The sequence below is a fragment of the Sphingobium rhizovicinum genome, from assembly GCF_042647625.1.
GTDB lineage: Bacteria > Pseudomonadota > Alphaproteobacteria > Sphingomonadales > Sphingomonadaceae > Sphingobium > Sphingobium rhizovicinum.
In genome coordinates this window covers 888,889-915,599 of sequence record NZ_JBHRVU010000005.1, presented here as the reverse complement: position 1 = coordinate 915,599, position 26,711 = coordinate 888,889, and the positions used below count along the sequence as shown (strand labels likewise).

Annotated in this window: 25 protein-coding genes and 1 pseudogene; 13 read left to right on the top strand and 13 right to left on the bottom strand. The window is 59.8% G+C overall.

Going from position 1 to position 26,711, the window contains the following annotated elements; all coding sequences use genetic code 11:
* Positions 1-44: 44 nt before the first annotated feature.
* The 6 genes from ACFOKF_RS22845 (at position 45) to ACFOKF_RS22820 (ending at position 4,227) form a co-directional block, all read left to right on the top strand.
* Positions 45-620, top strand: a complete 576-nt coding sequence (locus ACFOKF_RS22845) for an SRPBCC family protein (protein WP_380798894.1) — start codon at positions 45-47, stop codon at positions 618-620.
* Positions 620-1,810 (top strand): zinc-dependent alcohol dehydrogenase, encoded by a 1,191-nt coding sequence (locus ACFOKF_RS22840; protein WP_380798893.1) that lies wholly within the window; start codon positions 620-622, stop codon positions 1,808-1,810. Before ACFOKF_RS22845 ends, ACFOKF_RS22840 begins: the two co-directional genes overlap by 1 nt.
* Before the next feature lie 65 nt (positions 1,811-1,875).
* Positions 1,876-2,604 (top strand): SDR family NAD(P)-dependent oxidoreductase, encoded by a 729-nt coding sequence (locus ACFOKF_RS22835; RefSeq protein ID WP_380798891.1) that lies wholly within the window; start codon positions 1,876-1,878, stop codon positions 2,602-2,604.
* Positions 2,605-2,613: 9 nt separating this feature from the next.
* Entirely contained in the window at positions 2,614-2,796 is a 183-nt protein-coding gene (locus ACFOKF_RS22830; protein ID WP_380798889.1) for a hypothetical protein, read from the top strand.
* Positions 2,797-2,824: 28 nt separating this feature from the next.
* Positions 2,825-3,919, top strand: coding sequence for a catalase family protein (locus ACFOKF_RS22825; RefSeq protein WP_380798888.1), 1,095 nt, complete (start codon positions 2,825-2,827; stop codon positions 3,917-3,919).
* A gap of 11 nt (positions 3,920-3,930) precedes the next feature.
* Positions 3,931-4,227 carry a plasmid stabilization protein gene (locus ACFOKF_RS22820; RefSeq protein ID WP_380798887.1) on the top strand — a complete coding sequence of 99 codons (297 nt, stop codon included), beginning with the start codon at positions 3,931-3,933 and terminating at the stop codon, positions 4,225-4,227.
* A 551-nt stretch (positions 4,228-4,778) separates the two neighbouring features.
* On the opposite strand, the gene ACFOKF_RS22815 is transcribed toward ACFOKF_RS22820, so the two are convergent.
* Positions 4,779-5,351 (bottom strand): DUF4142 domain-containing protein, encoded by a 573-nt coding sequence (locus ACFOKF_RS22815; RefSeq protein WP_380798886.1) that lies wholly within the window; start codon positions 5,349-5,351, stop codon positions 4,779-4,781.
* A 125-nt stretch (positions 5,352-5,476) separates the two neighbouring features.
* Between ACFOKF_RS22815 and ACFOKF_RS22810 the strand changes: the two genes are divergently transcribed.
* The gene (locus ACFOKF_RS22810; protein WP_380798884.1) at positions 5,477-5,911 is read left to right on the top strand and encodes a DUF3597 domain-containing protein; all 435 of its coding nucleotides are present in this window, start codon (positions 5,477-5,479) and stop codon (positions 5,909-5,911) included.
* Positions 5,912-6,018: 107 nt separating this feature from the next.
* Here ACFOKF_RS22810 and ACFOKF_RS22805 read toward each other — a convergent pair whose 3' ends face one another.
* A complete protein-coding gene (locus ACFOKF_RS22805) occupies positions 6,019-6,912 on the bottom strand; it encodes an SDR family oxidoreductase (RefSeq protein WP_380798883.1) in 894 nt (297 codons plus the stop codon).
* Between the two features lie 163 nt (positions 6,913-7,075).
* Between ACFOKF_RS22805 and ACFOKF_RS22800 the strand changes: the two genes are divergently transcribed.
* The gene (locus ACFOKF_RS22800; RefSeq protein ID WP_380798882.1) at positions 7,076-8,188 is read left to right on the top strand and encodes a glycoside hydrolase family 15 protein; all 1,113 of its coding nucleotides are present in this window, start codon (positions 7,076-7,078) and stop codon (positions 8,186-8,188) included.
* A 55-nt stretch (positions 8,189-8,243) separates the two neighbouring features.
* Here ACFOKF_RS22800 and istB (ACFOKF_RS22795) read toward each other — a convergent pair whose 3' ends face one another.
* Both istB (ACFOKF_RS22795) and istA (ACFOKF_RS22790) read right to left on the bottom strand, forming a co-directional pair.
* Positions 8,244-9,089, bottom strand: coding sequence for an IS21-like element helper ATPase IstB (gene istB, locus ACFOKF_RS22795; protein WP_380798881.1), 846 nt, complete (start codon positions 9,087-9,089; stop codon positions 8,244-8,246).
* Positions 9,086-10,588, bottom strand: coding sequence for an IS21 family transposase (gene istA / locus ACFOKF_RS22790; RefSeq protein WP_380799335.1), 1,503 nt, complete (start codon positions 10,586-10,588; stop codon positions 9,086-9,088). The genes istB (ACFOKF_RS22795) and istA (ACFOKF_RS22790) overlap by 4 nt, the downstream gene beginning before the upstream one ends.
* Positions 10,589-10,778: 190 nt before the next feature.
* On the opposite strand from istA (ACFOKF_RS22790), the pseudogene ACFOKF_RS22785 reads away from it, so the two are divergent.
* Positions 10,779-11,561, top strand: a pseudogene (locus tag ACFOKF_RS22785) (glycoside hydrolase family 15 protein); the annotation flags it as partial.
* Positions 11,562-11,611: 50 nt separating this feature from the next.
* On the opposite strand, the gene ACFOKF_RS22780 reads toward ACFOKF_RS22785, so the two are convergent.
* From ACFOKF_RS22780 to ACFOKF_RS22760, 5 genes are all read right to left on the bottom strand, one after another.
* Complete coding sequence (locus ACFOKF_RS22780) at positions 11,612-11,809, bottom strand: hypothetical protein (protein ID WP_380799334.1); 198 nt, start codon at positions 11,807-11,809, stop codon at positions 11,612-11,614.
* Positions 11,809-12,252: a pyridoxamine 5'-phosphate oxidase family protein gene (locus ACFOKF_RS22775; protein WP_380799333.1), complete on the bottom strand. Its 444-nt coding sequence runs from the start codon at positions 12,250-12,252 to the stop codon at positions 11,809-11,811. Before ACFOKF_RS22775 ends, ACFOKF_RS22780 begins: the two co-directional genes overlap by 1 nt.
* A 100-nt stretch (positions 12,253-12,352) precedes the next feature.
* Positions 12,353-13,150 carry an alpha/beta hydrolase family protein gene (locus tag ACFOKF_RS22770; protein ID WP_093087319.1) on the bottom strand — a complete coding sequence of 266 codons (798 nt, stop codon included), beginning with the start codon at positions 13,148-13,150 and terminating at the stop codon, positions 12,353-12,355.
* Complete coding sequence (locus ACFOKF_RS22765; protein WP_380798880.1) at positions 13,147-14,265, bottom strand: DUF3182 family protein; 1,119 nt, start codon at positions 14,263-14,265, stop codon at positions 13,147-13,149. Before ACFOKF_RS22765 ends, ACFOKF_RS22770 begins: the two co-directional genes overlap by 4 nt.
* Before the next feature lie 121 nt (positions 14,266-14,386).
* Positions 14,387-14,596: a hypothetical protein gene (locus ACFOKF_RS22760; RefSeq protein ID WP_093087316.1), complete on the bottom strand. Its 210-nt coding sequence runs from the start codon at positions 14,594-14,596 to the stop codon at positions 14,387-14,389.
* Between the two features lie 148 nt (positions 14,597-14,744).
* Between ACFOKF_RS22760 and ACFOKF_RS22755 the strand changes: the two genes are divergently transcribed.
* Both ACFOKF_RS22755 and ACFOKF_RS22750 read left to right on the top strand, forming a co-directional pair.
* Complete coding sequence (locus ACFOKF_RS22755) at positions 14,745-15,503, top strand: histidine phosphatase family protein (RefSeq protein ID WP_380798879.1); 759 nt, start codon at positions 14,745-14,747, stop codon at positions 15,501-15,503.
* A complete protein-coding gene (locus tag ACFOKF_RS22750) occupies positions 15,500-16,420 on the top strand; it encodes an NAD(P)H-hydrate dehydratase (protein ID WP_380798877.1) in 921 nt (306 codons plus the stop codon). The genes ACFOKF_RS22755 and ACFOKF_RS22750 overlap by 4 nt, the downstream gene beginning before the upstream one ends.
* A gap of 15 nt (positions 16,421-16,435) precedes the next feature.
* Here ACFOKF_RS22750 and ACFOKF_RS22745 read toward each other — a convergent pair whose 3' ends face one another.
* The 3 genes from ACFOKF_RS22745 to istA (ACFOKF_RS22735) form a co-directional block, all read right to left on the bottom strand.
* Positions 16,436-18,748, bottom strand: coding sequence for an FdhF/YdeP family oxidoreductase (locus tag ACFOKF_RS22745; protein WP_380798876.1), 2,313 nt, complete (start codon positions 18,746-18,748; stop codon positions 16,436-16,438).
* Positions 18,749-18,918: 170 nt separating this feature from the next.
* On the bottom strand, positions 18,919-19,686 hold the full coding sequence (istB, locus tag ACFOKF_RS22740) for an IS21-like element ISSsp5 family helper ATPase IstB (RefSeq protein WP_007011060.1): 768 nt from the start codon (positions 19,684-19,686) through the stop codon (positions 18,919-18,921).
* Entirely contained in the window at positions 19,683-21,176 is a 1,494-nt protein-coding gene (gene istA, locus ACFOKF_RS22735) for an IS21-like element ISSsp5 family transposase (protein ID WP_011608156.1), read from the bottom strand. The genes istB (ACFOKF_RS22740) and istA (ACFOKF_RS22735) overlap by 4 nt, the downstream gene beginning before the upstream one ends.
* A gap of 92 nt (positions 21,177-21,268) precedes the next feature.
* Here istA (ACFOKF_RS22735) and amyA point away from each other — a divergent pair, with 92 nt between their 5' ends.
* Complete coding sequence (gene amyA / locus ACFOKF_RS22730; protein ID WP_380798874.1) at positions 21,269-22,315, top strand: alpha-amylase; 1,047 nt, start codon at positions 21,269-21,271, stop codon at positions 22,313-22,315.
* A 152-nt stretch (positions 22,316-22,467) separates the two neighbouring features.
* On the opposite strand, the gene ACFOKF_RS22725 is transcribed toward amyA, so the two are convergent.
* Positions 22,468-23,712 (bottom strand): AsmA family protein, encoded by a 1,245-nt coding sequence (locus ACFOKF_RS22725; protein WP_380798872.1) that lies wholly within the window; start codon positions 23,710-23,712, stop codon positions 22,468-22,470.
* Between the two features lie 880 nt (positions 23,713-24,592).
* Here ACFOKF_RS22725 and ACFOKF_RS22720 point away from each other — a divergent pair.
* A complete protein-coding gene (locus tag ACFOKF_RS22720) occupies positions 24,593-26,674 on the top strand; it encodes a catalase (RefSeq protein ID WP_380798870.1) in 2,082 nt (693 codons plus the stop codon).
* Positions 26,675-26,711 lie beyond the last annotated feature (37 nt).

Below are 26,711 nucleotides of genomic sequence, written 5' to 3'. Positions count from 1 at the left end.
CATGCTGGCGCAGCCCATTTTCCCATGCCCAAGGAGCTATGCCCATGAGCCATGCGACAGACGATGCCCCTGCGGCCACTGCAAAGTCGAGCGAGCAGAAGAAACAGGCCGCAACCGCCATCGAGGGGGCGGGCCATGAAAGCCTCATCGGCAAGTCCGTGACCATCAACTGCCCTCGCGCCGAACTTTTTGCCTATTGGCGCGACTTTACCCGGCTGCCCAGCTTCATGGACAATGTGGAGCGCGTGGACATTCTGGCCGCTGAACGCTCCCACTGGGTGGTGAAGGCGCCGGCGGGAAAGACCGTCGAATGGGATGCCGTGATCACAGAAGAGATAGACGGTGAGTTGATCGCCTGGACTTCTGTCGAAGGCGCTGACGTCCCCAATAGCGGCCGAATTGAATTTCGGGACGCAGGCGAACGCGGCACGATCGTCACGGCCACCATCGCCTATGACCCGCCCGCCGGGTTCATAGGCAAGATCGTCGCCAAGATGTTCCAGCGCGAACCAGCCATTCAGGCGCGGCGCGATCTGCGGCGCTTCAAGCAGCTTATGGAAACCGGTGAGGTCGCCACTGCCGCCCGCACCGCCCAGCAATTTGCCGAGGAGAAGAACTGATGCGCGCGCTCACCTGGCACGGTAAGCATGATGTCCGCGTGGATACCGTCGACGACCCTGAAATCCTCAATCCGCGCGACGCCATCATCAAGATCAGCTCGACCGCCATCTGCGGTTCGGACCTGCACCTTTACGATGGCTATATCCCGACGATGAAAGCGGGCGACATCCTTGGCCATGAGTTTATGGGCGAGGTGGTCGAGACCGGCGCAAAATCGACCTTGAAGAAGGGTCAGCGGGTCGTGGTGCCTTTCACCATCGCCTGCGGGAGCTGCTACCATTGCGGCAAACACCAATATTCCGCCTGCGATAACGGCAATCCCGCCGACAATCAGGACATCGGCCAGGAAATGTATGGCCAGCCGATGCCCGGACTGTTCGGCTACAGCCATCTGACCGGCGGCTATGCGGGGGGCCAGGCCGAATATGTCCGTGTCCCATTTTCCGACGTCGGGCCGATCGTCGTTCCCGATGGGTTGGATGATGACCAGGTCCTTTTCCTCTCCGATATTCTGCCAACCGGCTGGCAGGCGGCGGAATATGCCGACATCGAGCCGGGCGATACCGTCGCCGTCTGGGGCTGCGGGCCGGTCGGCCTGTTCGCGGTCCAGTCCGCGTTCCTAATGGGCGCGCAGCGGGTGATCGCGATCGACCATTTCCCTCATCGGCTTGAGCTGGCGAAGCGCTTCGGAGCCGAAACCATCAATTATGAGGAATCGAAGACCTATGAGGCGCTGATGGAGATGACCGGCGGCATCGGTCCTGACGCGGTTATCGACGCGGTCGGTCTCGAAGCGCACGGCTTCTTCCTCGACAATGTGGTCGATCAGGTCAAGGCGTCGATGTTCCTCGGCACCGACAGAACCCATTCGATCCGACAGGCGATCCATGCCTGCCGCAAGGGCGGACGGGTCTCCATGCCGGCCGTCTATGGCGGCTTTGTCGATAAATTCCCGCTGGGTGCCTTCATGGAGAAGGGGCTGACGCTCAAGACCGGCCAGACCAGCGTTCAGCATTATATGCCCGCGCTCTTGGATGCGATCGTCGAAGGGAAGATCGATACGACCTTCCTCATCTCGCACCGCATGGGGCTGGAGGATGCTCCCAAGGGCTACAAGATGTTCCACGACCAGCAGAACGAAGTGACCAAGATCGTGCTGAAGCCCGGCCTTGATCGCGTCGCCGCGTGAGGAAAAAAGATATGGCTGATTAATTCGCAATCATCACCGGCGCGTCGAGCGGGATTGGCGCCAAATTGGCAAAACTGGCGGCTAAGGACGGCTATGATCTCCTCGTCGTTGCCGACACGCCCTTTGCCGATGCCTCGGCTGGACTCGCGAGCTTCGGCGTTGCGGTCGATACGCTCGAGGTCGATCTTTCGACTATCCAGGGCGTCGATCAATTGTTCGATCGTGCTGGCGGGCGACAGGTCGACTTGCTCTGCGCGAACGCAGGGCATGGCCTGGGAAACGCATTTCTCGACCAGCAACTGTCCGATTGGCGCCATGTCATCGACACCAACATCACCGGCACCATCTACCTTCTTCAGAAGGTGCTTGGCCCGATGGTAGCGCGCGATTCGGGAAAGATCCTGGTCACCGGCTCGATCGCCGGTTTCATTCCCGGCAGCTTCAACGCGGTCTACAACGGCACCAAGGCTTTCGTCGACAATTTCACCGAAGCGCTGCGCAATGAACTGAAGGATCATAAGGGCGTCACGCTGACGACGCTGATGCCCGGCGTGACCGACACGGAATTTTTCGACCGCGCTGGCCTGGGCGCCGACACTGCGGTAGGTGCCGACGATAACAAGGCCGATCCGGCCAAGGTTGCAAAGGATGGCTGGGACGCGCTCCTGGCCGGAAAGGGCCATATCGTTTCGGGCTTCTCGAACAAGCTGCAGGTCGCAGCAGCGGGTCTAGTTCCACAATCAATATTGGCTGAGCAGCATCGTAAAATGGCTGAGCCCGGCAGTGCGCAATAGGAGGCTGAGATGTCCGAAGACACCCGCAAGGTAGCGCGAGGGCCGCTCGGCGATGCGCGTCCAGTCCATGAGGCTGAGGATGATCGGCCTAAGGGGAAGCCCTTCGAAAAGGTCGAGGACCGGCCTAATGTCGGCACGGTAAAACCCGAGGACTATCCGGCCGGGGATCGCGACAGCGCGCGCCCGGATTGAGATGTTTCAAACTATCGCCGGAGGCCCGATGAGCAGCCCGATCCCCTATACGACCGACATCGAGCGGATTTACCAGGATGAGGCGGACGTAAATGCCGAACTGGCGGACACTTTCCGCCAGATCATCGAGACTACATATCGTGATCTGGGCCACGGGTTTCGCGGCGTCCATGCCAAGAGCCATGCCCTCCTTCAGGCGCGCGTTCGCGTGCTTGAAGGATTGCCGCCTCACTACGCGCAGGGCGTTTTTACCGAGCCGAAGAGCTTTGATGCTTTGGTAAGAATATCCACCGGTGCTGGCGACATATTGCCTGACAGCGTCTCATTGATCCGTGGCTTTGCAATCAAGCTCGTCGGCGTCGAAGGCCAGAGGCTGGCAGGGAGCGAAGGCGACAGTACGCAGGATTTCCTGTTCGCCAATGGTGTTGCCTTTCCGACCCCGGGTCCAAAGAAGTTACTCGCGAACCTGAAGCTGCTCGCCAAGACCACCGACAAGGTCGAAGGACTTAAAAAGGCAGTATCTGCCGTCTTTCGAACGGCCGAGAAGGGCGTCGAAGCACTGGGCGGCGAGAGCGCCTTGCTCGAACAGCTTGGCGGCCATCGCCACACCCACCCCCTTGGCGAGAGCTTCTTCACCCAGGCGCCGATCCGTTATGGCGACTATATCGCCAAACTTGGCGTCGTCCCGCTCTCAGAGAATTTCAAGGCGCTCGAAGGCCAGGAAATCGACATCGCCGGTCGTGACGATGCGCTGCGGGAAGAGATTGCCAGCCTGCTGGCGGCGCAGGGCGGTGAATGGGAAATATGCGTTCAGCTTGCCCGTGATCTTACTGCCAATCCGATCGAGGATGCGGCGGTTGCCTGGCCTGAAGAGGACAATCCCTATGTTGCGGTCGCGGTCATCAGCATTGCGCCACAGCCGAGCTGGACTTGGGACAGAGCGCGGGTGCTCGACGATCAGACAGCGTTCAATCCTTGGCATGGGATCGAGGCGCATCGTCCGCTCGGTGCGGTGATGCGAGCGCGCAAAGTGGCCTATGCTGCGTCGTCCGAGCTGCGCGGGCGGTTGAACGGCTGCCCTTTCCATGAGCCGTCAAATGCGCAGCTACCCGATGCCGAATAAGGAGAGATGCGATGCCGAAAGGTGACAAGTCGAGCTATAGCGACAAGCAGAAACGCAAGGCCGCCCATATCGAAGAGGGATATGAGGATCGCGGCGTTTCTCACAAGGAGGCCGAGCGTCGCGCCTGGGCGACGGTCAATAAGGAATCGGGCGGCGGAAACAAATCGGGTTCCGGACGCGGCAAGGCTGAAAATCATGACAGTTCGCGCGAGGGCGGACGCAAAGGCGGTTCCAGCCGGAGCGCTTCCGACCGGTCCGCTGCCGCGAAAAAGGGTTGGGAAACGCGGCGACGTAAAGGCAACGCCTGATTTCCTGCCTCATGGGCAATCATGACCAGACACCAAAATCCTAATCTGCAAGCAGGAAAAGATCATGGTCCTCAAGGCGCTGGCGATAAATTGTACGCTCACCCTCAAATCCGGCCGAGCTTCGAAAAACTTTGAAAGCTATCTCGGCACAAGGCAGACCAAAGGCTGCCGGTCCCACGCCCAAAGAGCATCATCACAACAACAGTCTGGTGCATAGGGACCGGCATCGACCTGCCAATAGCCCATAACCGTCCGGTCATCGGCAAGATCGCACGACGACCCAGTCGATCGATGACGGAATATCCTGAAACACAATGGCCCGGCGTACTTGAAGTGAGAATATGAGGGCGTCGCAGCGTTGTGTCGGGTGCCTTCAGTCCAGGCCGGTACGAGGATAAACGCACGATATCCTCGACGCGGCATTTGCTGGCAGGGCCAAAAGCCCCGTCGATCTGCCTCATGCAAGATCGAAGGGGCAGGGAGCCGGGTCATTGGCGATCACCGCCATGGCCCGTCCGTACACGCAGAGATTCTGAAAAAGGAACCTTCGCTCAGGACTTGAGGCCCTTAGCCATGTTGAGATGGGCTGTCACGATGGGAACAAGCTTGGTCGCGAATTCCTTCAACGAGGGAACGTCCCCATTGGCAGAATAGGCTTTGAGCGTTTCGAGCGTCTCCTGATGTCCCCGGGTCTGCGCTTCGATATAGGCGGCATCGAAGTCTGCCCCTTTCTTGCCCTTGAGCGCGTCGAGCGACTGTTGCTGCGCGCTGGACAGGAGCGGCTTGGGTACGATGGCCGGGGACGCAGCGCTCGCAGCCTGGCCGAGCTTTGCCGTTGAATCGGTATGCGCCTTGATCATCGACTCCGCAAATTTCTTTACGGACGCCGACTGGCTGTTGGCTTGCGCCAATCTCGAGCTTTCGATTTCGAATGTATCGCTCGCCGCTGCTGTATTGGCGAACATCTGACCTGCGCTCTCCGCAACGCGCGCCGGTTCGATGGCGTTGACGCTGTTCAACGGCGCTGCCGCGGCATTGTTGGACGTCGTATCGACCTTCTTGCCGCATCCGCCAAGTGTTAGCGCTGCCAATGATATCGCCACTGTCGCGAACTGCATCTTCATCGATCGTCTCCCGGATCATCCTCTGTCGGAACGTCAACCCGCCGCGTCCAAGCTCGTTCCCATGGGAGCCTTCTTTGCCACCCGCCGTTTGGTGATGATTGAACCATCAAACGGAGGACAGGCACATGGGCATCTTCAGCAAGATCAGGGACAAGATTTTTGGTCATGACGACCAGAAGGCAAGCAATGGCGCTCCTGCACCCGCCACGAATGTCCAGACGGCCAGGCCGACCCCGCCAGCCACTACGCCCCCTGCGTCGCCCGCCGCGGCCACCGCGTCACCTGAGGCAGCCTCGCTGCCGCAGGTCGATGTCGGCGCGGTCCTTTCGGCCATGGCCGACGCCAAGGGCGGCGGTGGAAATTACCAAAGTTCGATCGTCGATCTGTTGAAGCTGCTCGATCTCGATTCCAGCCTTGCGGCGCGCAAGGAACTGGCCGACGAACTGGCTGTCCATGAGGGCGCTGATGGCAGCGCCGAGCAGAATATCGCGCTGCACAGGGCGGTGATGACGAAACTCGCTGAAAATGGCGGCGTGGTTCCCGATAGCCTGCGCGACTAAGACCTCTGGCCGTGCCGCTCCGTCTTGAGGTGGCGGCCCGGCGTTATCCTGTCAGAACCATATCTGTTGGGACGGTGGCCCCGCGGTGACGCGGGGCCATCCTTGCGTCAAGCGATCCCTGCGCCGCCGGTCACGCCATAGACTTCACCGGTGATATAGCTACCCTCCTGCGAGGCCAGCAGCACATAGACGGGCGCGATCTCGACCGGCTGACCGGGACGGCCGAACTGGCTCTGCTCCCCGAACTTGGTGACCTTGTCCTGCGGCTGACCGCCACTGGATTGCAGGACCGTCCAGAATGGACCGGGGGCAACCACATTTGCCCGGATGCCCTTTTCGATCAGCTGTTTGGCCAGCGCCTTGGTATAGGCGACGATGCCGGCCTTGGTCGTGGCATAATCGAGCAATATGGCCGAGGGCTCATAGGCCTGGACGGAGGCGGTTGTGATCACCGACGCGCCGGCGGGAAGATGCGGCACGGCGGCCTGTGTGATCCAGTGCATGGCGTAGAGATTGGTCTTGAGCGTGCGGTCGAAATCTTCCGAACTCACTGCCTCAACATCATCGCGATATTGCTGGCTGCCAGCGTTGATGACGAGAATGTCGAGCCCGCCAAGACCATTTACCGCTTCATCGACGAGCTTGCGGCACCAGTTCTCGTCCGTGATGTCGCCAGGCAGTGCGACCGCCTTGCGGCCCTCTGCCTCGATCAGGGCGATGACCGCCTTTGCGTCCTCCTCTTCGCTTGGAAGATAGGAGATGGCGACATCGGCGCCCTCGCGCGCATAGGCGATAGCGGCAGCTCGGCCGATGCCGCTGTCACCGCCGGTGACCAGCGCCTTGCGGCCCTTGAGTTTGCCCGAGCCGGTATAGCTTTCCTCGCCATGGTCAGGCCTGGGATCCATGTCCGCAGCGATACCGGGAACCGGCTGCGGCTGCTCTGGAAAGGGGGGCTTGGGATATTGTGCGCGCGGGTCCTGCATGGTGAGACGCTCTGCCATGTTCGCTCCTTGCTGATGGGGATGATGGACGACAGTCCGGTTTGCCGTTCTAGGCGACACGGCAAACTACGAGCCGCAGAGCCATCGAGTTCCACACCGGGCTCAGCAGGATGGCAATCTTATTCAAAGCTCTGATCTGGATCAGGAAAACAGGCCGCCTCTCGTGCGTTCTCGCCTGAAATCAGTTCAAGGGAATGTCGTCATTAACAGGACTCGGCTCGACAACGCTCGCCCCCGGCGCGACGCGGACAACTATCTTCATCTCGAACATTATGCGGCCCTGGGCGATGGCCGGACCGTGGCCCTGAGCGGTAGCGATGGGTCGCTCGACTGGTGGTGTGTCCCCAATCTCGATTCTCCGCCCCTGTTCGATCGGTTGCTTGATCTGCAGGAGGGCGGCTATTTCGCCATCACGCCTGTTGAAGCGTTCGAGGTCGAGCGGGCCTATCGTCCCGAGAGTAATGTCCTCGAGACTATATTCACGACCGCTGGCGGCAAGGCGCGAATGGTCGAATCGCTCAACAGCGGTTCTGCGGGACGCTTGCCCTGGTGCGAATTGGCGCGGCGTATCGAGGGTCTGGAAGGCTCGGTACATTTCGACATCGCGTTGAGGCTTGGCCACCGGGCGGGGACCGCCTCCCCCTATATGCAGAATGTCGGAGGCCATGATGTCTTCCATGTCGGCAGCGTGCTGGGCCTCTTTCTGCGGGGATCGGGCGTGATCATAGAGCATCTGGGCGATAATGGCGCGACCGCAAGTTTAGCGATCGAGGCAGGTGAGACGGAGTTTCTCGCGATCGTGGCAGGCGAAGACGAGCCGCTGGTGGTACCTTCGCTTGACGAAATAGACGCCCGAATTGACGGCTCGGATGAGGAATGGCGCACATGGGCGCAGACGGTCCAATGTGACGGACCTTATCGGGAGGCATTGATCAGAAATGCCCTCGTCCTCAAGCTCCTGCTCTTTTCGCCCAGCGGTGCGATCGCAGCGGCGGCGACCACCTCTCTTCCTGAACGGATTGGCGGGTCGAAAAATTACGACTATCGCTTCGCCTGGGTCCGCGACGCAGGCTATACCATTAACGCCTTCCTGCGCGTTGGTGCCCAGGCGGAGGCGAAGGCTGCTCTGACGTGGCTGCTCAAGCAAATCGAGAAAGTGGGGCCGCGCGTCTGCTATTCGATCTGGGGCGGCGCAGCTTCAGACGTCCGGACAGTCGATCTGCCTGGCTATTATAGCGCGGCGATCTGGATGAGAAGCTGGCGTCAATCAGGATGAGAACTGATCGTCGCGGTGTTCATGTGGTGCCTGCTTTGATTGACGCTGGCAAGCGCTACTCGCAGGTTTGATTGTCGCTGCGCGACATTTCCTCGGTGGACTTGATTGTCGCGAAGGTCGCTGGCCGGCCAGCGCGTGATTGTCGCTGGATCGCCGAGCGGCGGCGGTAGCTCTCGACGTTCATTTCGAAGATCGTCGCGTGATGCACAAGGCGGTCCACGGCGGCGAGCGTCATGGCGGGATCGGGGAAGACCCGGTTCCATTCACCGAAGGGCTGGTTGGCGGTGATGAGCGTGGAGCGCCGTTCGTACCGCGCGCTGATCAGCTCGAACAGGACGGACGTTTCGGCCTGATCCTTGGTCACATATGCGAGGTCGTCGAGGACCAGCAGATGATATTTGTCGAGCTTGGCGATCGCGGCCTCGAGCGCCAGTTCGCGGCGGGCGACCTGAAGTTTCTGGACCAGATCGGAGGTGCGAGTGAACAGGACACGCCAGCCATTTTCGATCAGCGCGAGACCGATTGCCGCTGCCAGATGGGTTTTACCCCCGCCCGGTGGACCGAACAGGATGAGGTTGGCGCCTTTTTCGAGCCAGCCATCGCCGGAACACAGCGCTGTGACCTGGGCGCGCGAGATCATCGGCACCGCGTCGAAGGCGAAGCTGTCGAGGGTCTTGCCCGGTGGCAGGCGGGCTTCGCCCAGATGCCTTTCGATCCGGCGACGATCCCGTTCTGCGATCTCATGCTCGGCGAGCGCCGCGAGCAGACGGGCGCCAGGCCAGCCTTCCTTATCGGCCCGCGTGGTGAAGTCGGACCAGACCAGTTTGATCGCCGGCAGGCGCAGGTCGTTGAGGATGAGGCTCAGGCGCTGGGCGTCGATAGCGGGTGCGTTCCGGCTCATGCGGCTTCTCCCGTCAGGAGAACATCGTAGGTGGCAAGGGGGACCAGTTCCACCACCACATCGGGAAGCGCCGCTGGATCTGGAGCAAAGCGTTTCCGCAAGGCATCCATGTCAGGGAGACGATCGGCAGCCACGTCAGCGGCCAGCAGTTCCGCGAGTTCCGCTTCGCAGGCTCTTTCGTGCGCCATTGCCAACAGCTCTACCATCTGCCGGCAAGCGGTCCGTTCGGGCAACGCGGCGATGAGCCGGTCAAAGGTCTGATGATACGGCTCCCTTGGGAACAGCTGGTCACGATAGACCAGCTTCAGGAGCGCCATGGGTTTGCGCCGCAGGCTATGGATGACGTGCCGATAATCGACCACATGGCCGTGGGCGCCATTGTTGAAGGACCGTCCGCGCCGCAACGTCATCAGGTGGGTGCCGCCGATGAAGAGATCGAGCCGGTCATCGTAAAGCCGGACCCGTAGCCTGTGTCCGATCAGCCGTGAGGGCACGGTGTAGAACACCTTGCGAAGGGTGAAGCTGCTGCTCGAGGTGACCGTGACGATCGTCTCCTCATAATCGCTGGTGCGCGCGCCAGGCAGCGGCTGCAATACCGCACGCTCGGCGTCGATGCGCGGGCCATTGCGGCGGTTCTTGCGGCTGACGACCTCGTCGATGAAGTGCCGGTAACTCGCCAGATCATCGAAGTCCCGCGATCCGCGCATCAGCAGCGCGTCCTTTATAGCCGCCTTCAAATGCCCGTGCGGGCTCTCGATCCCGCCATTCTCATGGGCAATGCCGCGGTTGTTGCGCGTCGGCGTCATGCCATAATGTTCGCACAGGGCGTCATAGCGCAGCGTCAGATCCTGCCGGGCGTCGGCATCCAGGTTACGGAACGCGGCCGACAGGCTGTCGCTGCGATGCTCGGTCGGGGCGCCGCCGACGGCCCACAGGGCGTTTTGCAGCCCCTCGGCCAAAGCGACATAGCTCTCGCCGCCCAGAATGACATGGGCGTGTTCGAAGCCCGACCACATCAGACGGAAATGGTAGAGGCGATGGTCGAGCGGCACGCCAGCGACCGTTACCTCCTCATCCTTCATCTCGGTGAAGTCCGACAGGCCGAGCCGTCCTGGTTCATGCGTCTGTCGGAAGATCACTTCCTGTTCAGGGCCATGAATGGCCCGCCACGCCCGGATACGTCGCTCCAATGTTCGTCGGATGCCCGCATCGAGATCAGGATGCCGGCGCAGCATCTCCTCGAAAATGGCAACCACCCTGATGCCAGGCGCCGCCTGAAGCAAGGGCACGACCTCTTCCTCGAATATCCCGGCTAACGGATCCGGGCGCCGCCGCTCTCGCTGGGCCTGTTTCTGGGATGGAAGCCGAGGATCTCCCTCAATGCGATAGGCTGTCGCCGTGCTGATCCCGGCCTTTGCAGCGGCCACCGGCACGGCATGGGTATGTCGGAACTTCATGTAGAGCCTCATCTGATGATCGTTGACGTGGCGGCCCGGCATCCGCGGCATCCCCTCTCTCGAAGTTATGCCTCTGAGTACCTGACCGGCCGCAACCACCAGAAACGCCCCCAGAAAGGGCGCAATCGCCACCTGCTGATCCGGCTCCGGGCTACGCCCTACGCCGGATCAGCAGGTGGCGATTCTCATCTTGATTGACGCTGCTCTCTCATCCTGATTGTCGCGCGGCACTGGCTATCGCCGTTCAGAGCCGGTTGTTGCTGGAAATCGCGCCACGGATCAGCGGCAGCATGGAATTTATGGCGATATCTTCGAGACCGCGGCATGCTTCGTAGACCATGGCAATATTCTGGACGCGCGCAGCGCAGAAATATTGGCCCATCTTGCCGATCAATGTGCAGACATCTGGCGCCAGAAGGATAGCGGCATCTGGGAGCTTGCCCAGGAGCAGCATTATACCATGTCGAAAATCAGTTGCTGGCAGGCCCTGGCCCGCGCGGTCGAGCTGGCCGACGCAGGACAATTGCCGACGACGTGCCGCGATCGCTGGTCACGCGAACGAAACAGGGTCGAGGCCTGGATAACGGAGCATTGCTGGTCCGAGAGCCTCGGCGCCTATAGTTTCTATCCGGGCTCGGATCGCCTCGATGCGTCCCTCGCCCTTGCTGTGCGCTTTGGGTTCGATGGACGGGATCGCCTTCGTCGAACGATCGAGGCGATCGATCGGGAGCTCGGCTGTGGACCCTATCATCATCGCTATTCCGGAGCCGACAAGGAAGAAGGCTGCTTCCTCGCCTGCACCTTCTGGATGGTCGAGGCCAAAATTCTGCTTGGTCAGCCTGAAGCGGCGTCCAGGGCATTTACCCAAGCGATTGAGGGGCTGGCGCACACAGCTGGCGTATATCCTGAAATGATCGATCCTGTGTCCGGCCGCTATCTGGGCAACATGCCGCAAGGGCTGACCCATCTTGCGATCATTCAGGCCCTCATGTCGCTGCAGGCTGGCAGCGGCTAGGCTCCCCTGAACATGGTCCAGCTTCCAAGCTCCGCTGAAACCTGTAGGGTTCAAGGCTGCTGGTTATAGGATGGGCCGCTATGCTCGGTCGCGACGTTGTTGCCGGTGGCCTGATCCTGTTCAAGTTCCTCGCCATGCCAGACATTTCTCGCGACAAATATGAAGATGAAGAGGGCGATGATCACGCCGCAAATGACCGCGCCGGCCTTTGCGAGGCGGCGCGGCGAGGGCTTCTCATCCGATCTCATCATCCGGCATCCTCCAAAAATAATTCGCCTTCCTCTTCGCCATCCCAAAAATGCGCACGTTCGCCAATCACCTGGATTAGGACGAGGCCAGGTGTCTGCGGGCCCTGCGGCCACCATTTTTCCAGGCCTTTCGTCCAATGCGCTTCAAATTGATCCTTATCGCGGATGAGCAAGGCGGTGCCTTCTACCGCCAAAAAGAAGGGGCGCTGGCCTAGCAAACCCGATTTTCCTTGATAGCTCAGGTTGACCGCGGGATCGGCCTCAATATCCGACACCATGCGCGCGGTATCTTCCGTAAAAAACCAGGCGCTACCCTTATAATCGACTTCACGATTATTGCTCATCGGACGCGATCCGATCGCACCGTCGCCTGTATGGGTGGCGAGCATGGCGAAATCGATCTCTTTCATCTTGTGCGACAGATCTTCAACCGACATGGACATGGCCATCAACTCCTATTGTTTCGGCACCAACGCACGAACAGGAATAATGGGCCATTCCACAGTTCAGCATCGCAACGAGTATCCATCTGCTTGCAAACAATTACCCCTGCGCAAGCTTTGTCGCCTGCGATGGAAGATTGGCCTCTGCCTGGGCGTCGGATGATGACGCACGGCGACCGCCACGGACCATTTCCTCTATCCAGGTCAAAAGCAACTGGTTGTAGGCGCGCCGGCCGCCTTCATCCCGCAGCGAATGATCAGCGCCCTTTAGAATACGGTAGCTCAGCGAATTACTGTTGTGGAACGCCGACATATAGGAGCTGATGGTCGCGTGCGGAACATAATCGTCATGTTCCGATTCAACGATCAGAACGTCGCCGGCAAAGCGCTCGCAAGCGGCAAGAGCCCTGTCTTCCCGGCCCGTTCGAAAGCGCGCCCGATAGGCATTGATGAGATCGCGGTCGAGCTTCGCCTTGGGCACATCCCAATGTTCGTCAGGATAGAGCGCAGGAACACGAAGCGCTAACCAGTTGACCGGACGAGCCGCAGTGAGCAATGCCGCGAGATAGCCGCCATAGCTGGTGCCGACGACCGCAATCGCCGACGGATCGACCTGGTCCTGCCTGACGAGATAATCATAGGCCGCTGTCACGTCTGCAAGACCGTGCGAACGGGTTACGACATTGCGCTCCTCGGCATGTTTGGCATGGCCTCGCAGATCGAACGTGAAGCAGATGCAGCCCAGTTGAGCGATCTCCTCGGCTCTCACCATATCCTGCTCGCGCGAACCGCCCCATCCGTGGATGAAAAGGATGCCAGGGACGAGCTTGTCAGGCGACAACAAGGTTGCTTCCAGGCTCTCTCCCTGGACATCAAAGGTTAACTGACTGCCTGTCATTCCAACTCCATCGCATATTTTGTCATTGGCCCTGCGACGGGATCGACACCGCTATAATAGATAATGCTGCCATCCGGAGCGGCATCGACCTCGCCATAAATCTCCATCGTCATGCATGTCACAGCCGACCGGTCGGGATCACGCGCCAGGGCTTCGAACGCCGCGATCTCCGCGCCGCTCGCGCCGCCAGCACGCCAACTCTGCTCGAGCACGCCGACGCGACGTTCCCCGTACGAATTGACGCCGGCTGCTACATCGTAATTGCGGCGAGACGCCAGCAAATCCGGATAGAAACGTGAGACGATAGCATCATAGGCTATCGCTTTATCGATACCCTGCTGCAATTCCTCGGCCAAACCGAGGCTCGCAAGCCGCTCCAGCCCCCCCCTCACGACATGTAGGGTGGAGCCGCCATAGACAGTCGCGCCGCTGTTGTTACTGGTGAGCCGCTGCGTACCCCAATAGGAAATCGCCTCGCCAAACAGTCGCGTCGTGCCGACGCTGTAAGTGACGACATCATCGAGATTCTCCTCGATCACCACGCCATGTCTGGCGATGGCAGCCTCGTCGAGCTGGGCCATTGCTTCGTTTAGTTCCTTGACCGACGTAACGACGAACTGGCCTAGTCCGGCAGTGGCTTCAACCTCCTTCAGGCGGATCGCCGTACGCCCGAGCATATCAAGAGCGGCAGCGCGGACCGTATCGAGAGTGAAGGCCGACCAGCCTGAAAGCACATGGGGCGCAAGAGCGGACCCCAGTTCAGGACACCATCCGGCCGGAATTGCAGGATCGTCCCTGAAGGCCGGATGTGTGATGACCTTGCTGCCGACAAAGGGAAACGGTACGACGCCCCCGTAGATCTGGCTCTCGGTCCGGATGCCCAGTTCTTTTGCCGTCGAAAGGTCGATCGTCCCCGTTGGAATGAACAGCGTGTCAGTTGGACCCCCTGAAGTCTGTTGGTCGCCCAAAATGTCATGATCGACAAATCTTCCCTTGCCGAGACTGGCTATCCTGCGCGCAAGCTCGCTTCGCGAGGCTTTGTCATGCTCATTGTTAAGGCTACTGGATTGACTGGGATGGATCTTCACAAAATGGGTCTGATGCGAGCGAGCCATTGGACCTCACGGAATTCGAGGGACTGCCAAGTGGCAGTCTTGCAACAACCCCACGCCCGAACATTATATCCATGGCTCGATAGACATGCCTTCCTTGTTGAGGGTTCATATGAGGATCTGGTCATGACTTTGTTTGGAATGCGCGCCACCAGGGCATTTCGCCGCGCAAATGCCCCTGTTCGCCCGCAAAATGATCCATGATTTCATGCAGGTGGTCAGCGCATGCGAGCACCAGGATCCAGCTTGGATCGCTTTTATTTTGCGTCGCAAGGTCTCGGAGGAGAGAAATTTCCTCCGCCATGAGCGTTAATGCTTCGACATCATCACGCATGCATGATTCCCGGCTAATAGGTTCCTCTCATTCCGGTGAACTCGATTGAAGAGAGAAATATCCTTGATCGTGCTTCATTTCCGGGCACTAACGGGGATCATTTGGGCACTCTATCCATTTCTGCGAAAAGGAAAAAGCGGAGAAGCCGATGCATTGGCCGAGGAAATTGACACTCGTTCGGCATGGTCAGAGCGCAGGCAATGTCGCGCGGGATGCTGCCATGCAGGCCAATGTCGATCGCATAGCTCTTTCCGAACGAGACGCGGACGTACCCCTGAGCGACCTGGGCCGTAACCAGGCCCGAGCGCTCGGACGTTGGTATGCCGGTGAGGCACCGCATAAGCGTCCCGATGTGCTTCTTGCGTCGCCCTACCGACGCGCTTGCGAGACTGCCGATCTATTTCGCCAGGCTGGAGGCTGCGCAAGCAATGTGCCCATCTGCTTTGATGAGAGGCTGCGGGAGAAAGAATTCGGTATCCTTGATGGACTTACATCCATGGGAGTGAATAGCATTGAGCCGCAGCAGGCAGAATTTCGCAAGCTGTTAGGCAAATTCTATCATCGCCCCCCAGGGGGTGAAAGTTGGTGCGATGTCATTTTGCGACTGCGCTCCGTCATGGACACGATTGCGCTTCATCATGCAGATCGGCATGTGATGATCTTCACCCATCAGGTCGTGGTGCTATGTTTGCGTTACATCGTCGAAGGCATGACCGAGGTTGAGATATTAGAGATCGACCGTGAAGGCGATGTCGCCAATTGCGCCATCACCGAATATGCGTTCGACGCGGACAGTGGCAAAAGGGGAGGACTATTGCTTGGTCGATACAATGTGACGGCCCCGGTCGAGCAGGACGACACGCCCGTGACCCGTGCGCCCGATGCCATTGCCGGCGCACGCGGATGAGCTGCCTCCCGCTCGACGAGGCGTGGCTGAAGCGACATCCGCTGCCGGCGATCAAGCAAGGTGCCGACAAAAACAGCCGTGGCCGCGTTCTGGTCGTGGGAGGTTCGGAATTTGTGCCTGGTGCGCTTCGCCTTACCGGAGAAGCCGCGCTGCGCGCAGGTGCCGGAAAGCTGCAAATGGCTACGGTGCAATCTTCGGCTCTGTCTTTGGGTGTTCTTGTGCCCGAGGCCGCCATGATCGCTCTGCCTGCCGACGGCGATGGAGAAATCGCTTCCAACGCGGCGACATTATTGACGGATCGGATCGCCGCCTGCGATACGCTCATTCTGGGGCCGGGTATGAGCACGACTGCAGGTACAAAGGCGTTCTTGATCGATCTGCTCGACCGGCTCTGCTTTTCTGGCAGTCTCATTCTCGACGCAGCCGCGCTTGTCGTTCTTCGTGAATATAGCCCGTCCGGTGGGGGCTTGGGCGATAGAGCGATTTTGACGCCTCATCATGGCGAAATGGCCGCCTTGAGCGGTTTGTCTCTCGAAGAGATCCGGGCTGAGCCCGCCGCGGTCGCAATCGAGATGGCGGCGCGGTGGAACGCGGTTATTCTCCTCAAAGGAGAGATCAGCTATCTGGCGTCGCCTGACGGACAATGTCTTGTCCACAGCGGCGGCTGTGTAGGTTTGGGGACAGCAGGATCAGGCGACGTCCTTGCTGGCCTCATAGGTGGCTTGACTGCCAGAGGCTCGGCAGCATCTCTCGCTGCTGCCTGGGGTGCGTGGATCCACGGACAAGCCGGTAAAGCCGCGGCGGCGGCGATTGGCGAACTGGGCTTTCTGGCACGCGAACTTATTCCGGTCATACCCGCACTGATTGAAGGCACGCTCAACAGCCTTCCTCGCAGTAAGACTGTTCAAAGACCCTGAATCATATCGCGCCGTTCACATAAACGGTTTCTGGCTGTTGGTGGGTAGGAGTTTGACCGGAACTGACTTGGCTGCAAGTACATGGCTCTGCTCTGCGTGATGCTCGACAGGGATGAGGCAGTTACATTCTGGATAATAAGCACCCAGGCATCCGCTAGGAATGTCGTACGGGGTCACGATCAGGCCTGAGCGCCGACGTGTAATTTCGTCATCCAGGGCGCACTCAAGCGTCACGATGTCGCCTTCGCTCAACGCTTCACGCACCATGTCTTCAGCGTTCATAAACAAAACGTCCCGCGTGCCCTTCACACCGCGGAAGCGATCGTGGAACCCATATATGGTGGTGTTGAACTGGTCATTCGAACGCAAAGTCATCAGGCGATATCGCCCTGCAACGTCAGCAAAGCCAGTGGCCGAAAGACCGGTTGGAACATGAAACTCCGCCTTCTTGCTAGGCGTGAGCCAAATGCGCTCGGATGCCTTATTGCCTTTCCAGAAGCCGCCGCGCTGAAAGAGGCGTTCATTGAAATTTTCAAAGATATCGGGGTAGGTCGCTTCAATCGCATCCCGGATGCGTGCATAGTCGGCAACCCATCCGTCCCAATCTATTCGAGGGTTGGATGGCACGATCCGTTTAGCGATGGCAGCCACAATAGCAGGCTCCGAAAGAAGATGTGGGCTGGCAGGCTTTGCCTTACCCACGGAGCCATGGATGCAGCTGCTCGAATCCTCGACTGAAACGGCCTGCGGGCCGCTAGCCTGGATATCCTGCTCGATCCGCCCGAGGCAGGGAAGAAGATAGGCGACGCGGCCCGGCAAAAGATGGCTTCGATTAAGCTTGGTGGCTATATGGACGGTAAGGTCTAGCGAAGGCCATGCCGCCTCCATCGGCCCTGTGTCCGGAACGGCACGGAGAAAATTGCCTCCCATCCCGATGAAGGCTTTGACCGACCCATCGATTACACCGCGACAGGTTTCGATCGTGTCCAGCCCTTTTTCCGTGGGCGGATCGAAGCTGTATAGCTCCTTCAACTTCTCGACAGGGGCCAGTTCTGTTTTCTCTGTAATGCCTACCGTGCGCTGTCCCTGAACATTGCTATGGCCGCGAACGGGTGTTGGGCCAGCACCGGGTTTACCGATGTTGCCGCGCAGGAGAAGGAAGTTGACCAGCATGCGAACGTTTTCGACGCCCCTCACATGTTGTGTAAGGCCCATGCCGTAGATCGCCATCACAGCTTTTGAGATCGCATAGACGCGTGCCGCTTGCTCCAGCGCGCCACGGTCGAGCCCTGCTTCCCGCTCGATATCGTGCCACTCGGTAGCGCGAACCCGGTCGGCGAAAGCGTCGAAATCATGGGTATGTCTTTTTATGAAATCATGGTCGAGAACAGGAGCATCTCCCGCTGCGGCAGCGACATCGTCCCATTCGATAAGAAACTTGGCGATGCCCATGATAGCAGCGATATCGCCGCCTGCCTTAACCTGATGATATTGGGTCGAAATGCCCGTTTCGGATAACGTCGCCATTTCGATCGGATTTTGTGGATCGGTAAATCGCTCGAGCCCGCGTTCACGCAGGGGATTGAAGGTAACGATCTCTACCCCTCGCTTGCGCGCGGCGCGCAGGTCATGGAGCATCCGCGGCGCGTTCGACCCGACATTTTGGCCAAAGAAGAATATTGCATCGCACTCTTCAAAATCCTTGAGCTGCGTCGTTCCGACAGGGACACCGATAGCCGCCTTGAGGCCAACAGAGGTGGATTCGTGGCACATGTTCGAGCTGTCGGGCAGGTTCTGGTTACCGTACATTCGGGCCATCAGGCCGTACATGTATGACGCCTCCAGACTGGTGCGGCCCGACGAATAAAATATGACAGAATTGGGATCATAGGTGCCTAGCGCCGCAGCAATGGCATCAAATGCTTCATCCCATGAACAGGCGACATATTTGTCTAAATCTATGTCATATCGCATGGGATGCGTCAGCCGCCCATGTTGCTCGAGATCATAGTCCCGCCACTGCCGGAGCGCGGTGAGACTATAGTCCTTGAAAAACTCAGGCGTTGTGCGCAGTTTAGTCAGTTCCCATGCCGTCGCCTTGGCACCTTCCTCGCAAAATTCGGCGGGATGAGGATGGGCAGGCTTGGGCCAGGCGCAACTGACACAGGCAAAGCCAGCGGGTTTGTTTTGCCGGGCAAGCTCTCGTAACCCTTGAACGGGCAGCTGCTCGCGAGGCAAGATTTCTGCGAGGGAACGAACCGACCCCCAGCCGCCGGCCGGCCCCTCGAACGTCTCGATACGAGGTTCGTCAGATTTTTGCCTGGCCATAGCTTTTCCGTTCCTTTTCCCAGTCAACGGCAACGAGCGGGGTTGGCTGTCAACGGCGGAGCAAAAGTCGGCCATGCGGCGGCGTAAAACCAGGCCACGGTGTTACATGCCGGGGGGAGTGGCGTGAGGGCGTAGCCCGAAGGCCACTCCCCCCGGCATTGGCTTGATTTTCAGGGTCTGGTTTTGGCCTTTCGGGCCCGGCTGTGAGCGAGGCGATAGCTTTCGCCGTTCATCTCGAGGATGCTGACGTGATGGGTCAGACGATCGAGGAGCGCGCCTGTGAGGCGCTCGGATCCGAAGGTTTCGGTCCATTCGTCGAAGGGCAGGTTGCTGGTGATCAAGGTGGAGCCGCGCTCATAGCGCTGGGAGATCAGCTCGAACAACAGTTCGGCACCGGTCTTGGAGAGCGGTACGAAGCCCAGTTCGTCAATGATGAGCAGCTTGTATCCGGCCATCTGCTTCTGGAAGCGCAGGAGACGCCGCTCGTCGCGCGCCTCCATCATCTCGCTGACCAGCGCCGCCGCAGTGGTGAAGCCCACCGACAGTCCTTTCTGGCATGCTGCCAGTCCGAGCCCCAAAGCTACGTGCGTCTTCCCGGTGCCCGATGGCCCCAGAGCGATGGCGTTCTCACGCCGCTCGATCCACTCGCAGCGCGCCATCTCGAGCACCTGCATCTTGTTGAGCCTGGGGATGACGGCGAAGTCGAAGCTATCGAGGCTTTTGACGGCGGGGAAGCGCGCGGCCTTGATGCGCCGCTCGACCATACGACGCTCCCTGTCGATCATCTCCATCTCGACGAGACGGGCGAGGAAGCGGATATGATCGACGCCTTCAGCGGCACATTGCCGGGCGAGCTTGTGATGCTCTCGCAGGCACGTAGGCAGCTTGAGGGCCTTGAGATGGTGAGCGAGAAGAATCTCCGGTGCCTGATCGCTCATGCGGCCTCCTGCCTGTCGCAGAGCAGGCTCAGATAGGCTCTGGCAACGGTCTTCTCGACCGTGGTGCGAGGCAGGAAGGGATAGATGTCCAGGTCCAGTCTGGGCGGTACGCGTTCGACCCGGCACAGGACGAGGTGCTTGACGGCATCGAAGCCGATGGCGCCAAGGGCGATGGCCTGTTCCACCGCCGCCTGGAGATCGGCGAGGGTGAACGTTTCCAGCAGGCGCAGCACCTGCACATATTCGCGCCTGCCATGTTTGTGCATGCGCCCTTCCATCAACCGCTGCAGCGTCCCGAACGCTTCGGGCAAATCCCAGCCCTGCAAAGGGGCGGCCTGGTCGAATGCGTTGATCTTCTGCTCGACCAGCGGGAGATAGTGGAGCGGGGCGAAGATAACCTCCTCGCGGGCATAGCAACGAGGATGACGGGCGATAACTTCGCTGCGGCATCCGATCACCACTTCATCGACATAGGCCCTGATCCAGACCTCCTGATGGCCCCAGACTACCGGAACCGAATAATCGTTGGTCTTGTAGCGCACCAGAGATTGCGAGGAGACCCGCCCGCTCGTCTGATCGCAGGCCTCGAAGGGTGTAGCGGGCAGAGGCTGCATGGCCGCCAGATCGCGCTGCAAGCGCTCACCGATCGTCTCGCTCTCCCCGCGCACCTTGTCCTGCTGGCGCTTGCGGCATTGCTCCTCCAGCCACAGGTTGAAGGCCTCCCAGGTCGGGAACTTCGGGATCGGCACCATGAAATTGCGGCGGCAGTAACCTACCAGCCCTTCCACATTGCCTTTCTCGTTCCCCTTGCCCGGGCGGGCATAGCGGTCGCGGATCACGTAATGCGACAGGAAAGCGCTGAACAGCGTGGCACGCTTGCGCGTGCCGTCTGGCAGGATTTTCGCCACAAGGCAGCGATCGTTGTCATAGACGATCGAGCGCGGCACCGCGCCGAAGAACGCGAAGGCATGGACATGTCCGTCCACCCAGGCCTCCGCCACCGCCGCCGGATAGGCTCGCACATAGCAGGCATCACTGTGCGGCAGATCGAGCGCGAAGAAGTAGGCTTTTTGCTCCACCCCGCCGATCTCCACCAGAGCTTCCCCGAAATCGGCCTGTGCATCTCCCGCCGGGTGCGCCAGCGGCACGAACATCTCCCGGCTGCGCTGCTCGCGCTCCCGGATGTAATCCTTGATGATCGTATAGCCGCCGGTGAAACCATGCTCGGTGCGCAAACGGTCGAATACCCGCTTCGCCGTATGGCGCTGCTTGCGCGGGACACCGCGATCCCCCTCAAGCCATCCATCGATGATCCCCACAAACCCGTCCAGCTTCGGGCGCTGCGGTGCAGACTGACGCCGGTAACCCGGCGGCGATGAAAACGACAGCATCTTGCGCACCGTATCGCGCGACACATTGAAACGCTTCGCCGCCGCCCGCTGGCTCATGCCATCCGCGCAAGCCAAACGGACCTGAAGATAAAGTTCCACGCTGTAGATCCCCACACCTCCCTGACTTGGCAGAAAGGCTTCAAGGTGGACGACTTTTACGCCGCCCGCAGCAGGACTATCCCGCCGCTAGCGTGGCCGAATATTGCTCCGCCGTTCTCAAATGCTTCACCGGCGTCGATCATATCGAGGAGCCGACCGAAGACGGGGTATTCCGGCTGGTCAACGAATATGGCGATGGCGAGTGGAATAGCGAGGTCGATAGCGAGAAGGGCAATTTCGATTATCTGATGGGATCAGACGTCGAGTTTCGAAACAACGCTGTTTACGAGGAACTAAAATATTGGGGGCGCTGGCTGGCGGAACAACTGCCGTGCGACGGGTTTCGCCTGGATGCAGCCAAGCATATCCCCGCCTGGTTCTTCCGCGACTGGGTGGGCCATATGCGCGAAAGCGTGAATAGCGAGCTTTTCGTCGTCGCCGAATATTGGCATCCCGACATGGAGGCGCTTCAGGCCTATCTTGATCTGGTGGATCAGCAACTAATGCTGTTCGACGTCGGTTTGCTGCACCGCTTTCATGACGCGGCGCGGGCCGGTGGCGATTTCGATTTGCGTACCCTATTCGATGGTGCGCTGGTTGCGGCATCGCCCGACCATGCCGTGACGACCGTGGGCAATCATGACACGCAACCCCTTCAGGCTCTCGAGGCCCCAGTCGAGGACTGGTTCAAGCCGCTGGCCTATGCATTGATCCTTATCCGTGAACAGGGCGTGCCGTGCATCTTCTACCCCGATCTCTATGGCGCGAAATATAGTGATGCGGGCGGGGATGGCGAAACCCATGAGATAGAGATCATGCCGGTTCCTTGCCTGCCAAAGCTGATCGAGGCCCGGCAGCTTTTTGCCAACGGGCCGCAGACCGACCTGTTCGACGATCCGGATTGCCTTGGCGTTATCCGGCACGGTACAGCGGGGCAGGCCGGTTGCATTCTCCTTGTCAACAATGGCGCAGAGACGACCAAGATCGTCGAGCTTGGGCCAGACCATGCCGGGGTAAGCTTTCGCGACTTTTTGGGTCATTGCGAAGAAGAGGTAGCCGCCGATGATGCCGGAAAGGCGGCGCTGCGCGTCAATGGCGGCTCCGTCAGTCTGTGGGTGCGGACGGACAGTCAAGGCTAAGTCGGCGAGGCGTCAGGATCGAGGCGGTCGAGCAGCCAATATTCGTCGTTCCATCGATCCGCAATCCACCGCCATAGGCGTAGCGTCATCATCCATATCGCGCTTCTTCGTTAGGCCCAGCGCCCCGCCAATCGATTTGCCAACCGCTTTGATTATGGAGCCCGCGCTCGCCTTGCTGCCGGGGGATCGCCGGCGGCGCTGAGGGTCGGTGCCGAAAAGCTGCCACCCACCCTGATCGGATCGACAAGGCGCAGGCCGCTCGGATCGCGCGATCTCCCCCTGATCGTGAGTGCTATGCGCTCGGTTGCAAGCGACATTGTTCCCTGGCCTGTACCAGAGGATATGGATGTATCGACCAGAAATGGAGAAGGGGTAAGGATGCCACCTTTGGCGGCAAAGTCGATGGCAAGGCAACGCAAGGGTATTTCCGCGTCCTTGTTGCGCAATGCAGCCCCGATCGCCTTGCCCAGATCCTGCCCCAGCACGGCGGCGAGCGTGCGTTTCACCTGCCCGTCGCGCACCACTAGCCCGGCATGTCCGTCGGCCCTGCCAAGCGCTTCGCGAATGGTATCGCCTGTACCCGACAGCTTAACCCGGCCGCGCAGAGCGCCGGTTGCGCCCTGCGTCCCGATCAATTTTTCAAGGCGCCCGTCGGTGAAGAGCAGGTCCATGGCAAAATATGGTTTTGTGGCGCCGCCGCGCTGATCGATCCTGACGGTGCCGTTCATCCGTCCGCTCGACATGTTCGCATGAATATCATCGAGTTCGAGCAATTTGCCGGTGAGCCGGATCGTGCCAGCCAGCGACTGGAACATCGAACCCGTCAGCAACAGCCGATCCGCCTTGAATCGGATGACGCCATCGGTCGGCCCCACCTTTGCAAGGTTGATGCGGGTGCCGGGCAGGACGCGGGGCCCGATCCGAGCTTCGACCGCTCTGGCTCTGGCTTTGCCTTGCGCGTCGGAAAGATCGTCGAAATCGAAGGCGCTGAAATGTACGTCGGCATCGATCTTCGTGCGCTCGTCGCGCTTCAGGATGTCGGCTTTCGCGACCAGCGGGGATCGCCCTATACGACCTGTCACATGCTCGACGAACCAGTCCCGCCCGGCATGGCGGACCTTGGCGTGGAGATCGATGGGCTGGGTGCCGAACAGGCCGGCTTCGATCACATCATCGAGATATTTGAGGTTCGGTGATGTCGCACGGATTTCGAGCGACATGGATCGCAGGTTGAGCGGCCCGCGTGTCTGCCCCGAAGCGTCAAGATGCAGCAAGGGCGACTGGAGTTTCAATGCGATCGGATAAGCCGCATCGGGCCTTCGGCCAGAGATGGACGCGCCCCTGATCGCCAGGCTTGCAGGTGCGTTGTGGAAGCGACCGGCTGTATCGATGCGCAAGCCCTTCCCATCAGAAGCAAAGGTGCCGGAAAGCGAAAGGGCGCGCTTGGCATCATTTAGGGAGAGGCGGCCATCGGGCACGAGCAATCGCCCCAGACCGGTGCCTTGAGCGTCGCTGTCATGTCCATCCTTTGGTCTTTCCCAGTTCGCCCGCCCTGACGCGTCGCGAACCAGCGCAAGGGATAGTCCGCGCGCCACCGCATCGTCTGGCCGGGCACCGCCGCCTGTCAAGAGAGAGAGGATCGAAATTTGGACTTCCACCGACCGGGCCTGAACCATATTGCCAGTGCCAGCCCATCGCGGCTGCCGGATCGCGAGATTCCGTATCAGGATCGTCGGCGTGAAGGAGAAAACCTCGCGCCGTCCGATCGAGCCGATCGACACATTCGTTGCGAACCTTGCGCCGATGTGACGAGCGATCCTGTCCTTGAATAGGCCAACGGGAAAGGCGGCGAGGGCGATGAGGCAGGCTGAAGCCAATATGGCGAGGCCAACCAATAGCCAGCCGATCCACCGCAGGCGGCGCCCTCTCTCCATCCTTATCATTGCGCGCTAACGCTTGGACCATTCGGCGGGTCCATGCTGGCGGGATACAGTGTGGAATTTTATGGGTCGAAATCGCGTGAATAGCCGCGCTGATGGCTGGCGATAACGAGCACAGTAAATCCAGGTTAAACCGTCAGGGGAAAATCGGTGTGGAGCGCGATCCAGCGGTGAACAAACTGCGTCTGGCGCGTTGTGAAGGCTCGGGTCGATCTCGTCGGCCAATGCCTCGAACAGCAGGGACGGACCTTCGACATGCGTGCGACAGACGCATCGCGACAGCAAAATATGGTCCGCCCCATTCCGATCGAACGACATGCAGAAAGGCGACATTCAAATGGCAAAGACTCCGAAATCCAGCAGCAAGGCAAGCGGCGGCGAAACCCATCAGACTGCCGGGAACCTGGATACGGCAGTCCTCACGACCAATCATGGCGTACCGATTTCCGACAATCAAAATTCGTTGAAGAGCGGATCGCGCGGACCCACGCTGCTGGAGGATTTCGTCCTTCGCGAGAAGATCTTTCACTTAGATCATGAGCGCATCCCCGAGCGGATCGTCCACGCGCGCGGATCGGGCGCCCATGGCATATTCGAGGCGACTGACGACATTTCCGATCTGTCCAGGGCAGCGGTCTTTACCAAGGGCGAGAAGACCGAGGTATTCGTCCGCTTTTCGACTGTGGCGGGTGGCGCGGGATCGGTCGACACGCCGCGCGACGTGCGCGGCTTTGCCGTCAAATTCTACACGCGTGAGGGCAATTGGGATCTGGTGGGCAACAACATCCCGGTCTTTTTCATTCAGGACGCGCTCAAATTTCCCGACCTCGTCCATGCAGTCAAGATGGAGGCCGATCGCGGCTATCCGCAGGCAGGAAGCGCGCACGACACTTTCTGGGACTGGGCTTCGCTGATGCCCGAAACCACGCATATGCTGATGTGGGCGATGTCCGACCGGACCCTGCCACGCTCGTTTCGCATGATGGAAGGCTTTGGCGTCCACACCTTCAAGCTGGTCAATGCAAAGGGTGAAGCGCATTTCGTAAAATTCCACTGGAAGCCGCGGCTTGGGCTTCAGTCGACCATCTGGGATGAGGCATTGAAGCTTCAGGCGGCCGACAATGACTATCAACGCCGTGACCTGTTCGAGGCGATCGATGCAGGCGATTTCCCGCAATGGGATCTGGGCATTCAGATCTTCGATGAGGCCTTCGCCAATGCGCAGCCTTATGACGTACTCGATGCGACCAAGCTGATTCCGGAAGAGGACGTGCCGGTGCGCCTTATCGGTACGCTGACGCTTAATCGCAACGTCGATAATTTCTTCGCCGAAACAGAACAGGTTGCATTCCTGCCCTCGAACATCCCGCCGGGCATCGATTTTTCGAACGATCCGCTGCTTCAGGGGCGGCTCTTTTCCTATCTCGATACCCAGAACTCGCGGCTCGGCACCACCAACTTCCATCAGATCCCAGTAAACGCGCCGCGCTGTCCGTTCGGTAATTTCCAGCGCGATGGTAAGATGCAGACAATGGTGCCCAAGGGGCGCGCCAATTATGAGCCCAACAGTCTGGCAGCGCATGGCGAGGAGGGCGGCCCGCGTGAGAACCAAGATACCGGCTTTGCCACGGTGAATGCCGCCACCAGCCCTGACGAGAGTGGTGACAAGCTGCGCATACGGTCGGAGACTTTCGCCGATCATTACAGCCAAGCCCGACTTTTTTACCGCTCACAGACGGCCAGCGAGCAGGCGCACATCGCTTCGTCCTTCGTGTTCGAACTTTCGAAGGTCGAACAGCTCGATCAGGTTCCGGATCGGATGGTCGCCAATCTGCGTAACGTCGACGACGATCTCGCCAGGCGGGTTGCCGATGGCCTTGGCATCGATCTGCCGAAGAAGGCGCCGGCAGCAAGGGCGCCGATCGATATGCCGCCGTCGGACGCGCTTTCGATCCACAAGAATATGCAGGCCACGCTTGAGGGACGAAAGGTCGGTGTTCTGATCGCGGATGGAAGTGATGCAGGCGAGTTGGCCGCGGTTGTGGCAGCAGTGAAGAAAGCCAAAGGCAAGGCAGTGATCGTCGCACCAAAGGTTGGAGGCGCGAAGCTCTCCGATGGCAAGCAGCAGAAGGCTGATGGTCAGCTTGCCGGGTCGCCCAGTCAGATTTTCGACGCGGTGGCGATCATATTGTCGAAAGAGGGCTGTGCGATGCTCGTCAACGAGGCGGCCGCTGTCGAATTCGTGATGAACGCCTACGGCCATCTCAAGGCCATCGGCGCAAGTGCTACAGCACAGCCGCTGCTCGACAAGGCAGGGGTGGTGCCGGACGCGGGTATTACCGGGATCGATGGCGCATTCGTGAAGGCGGCGGCTCTGCGCTTTTATGACCGTGAGCCGTCGCTACGTATCCTCGCCTGAAAGGATGTGATGATCCATTTTCCAAGCGCCCGGCGGT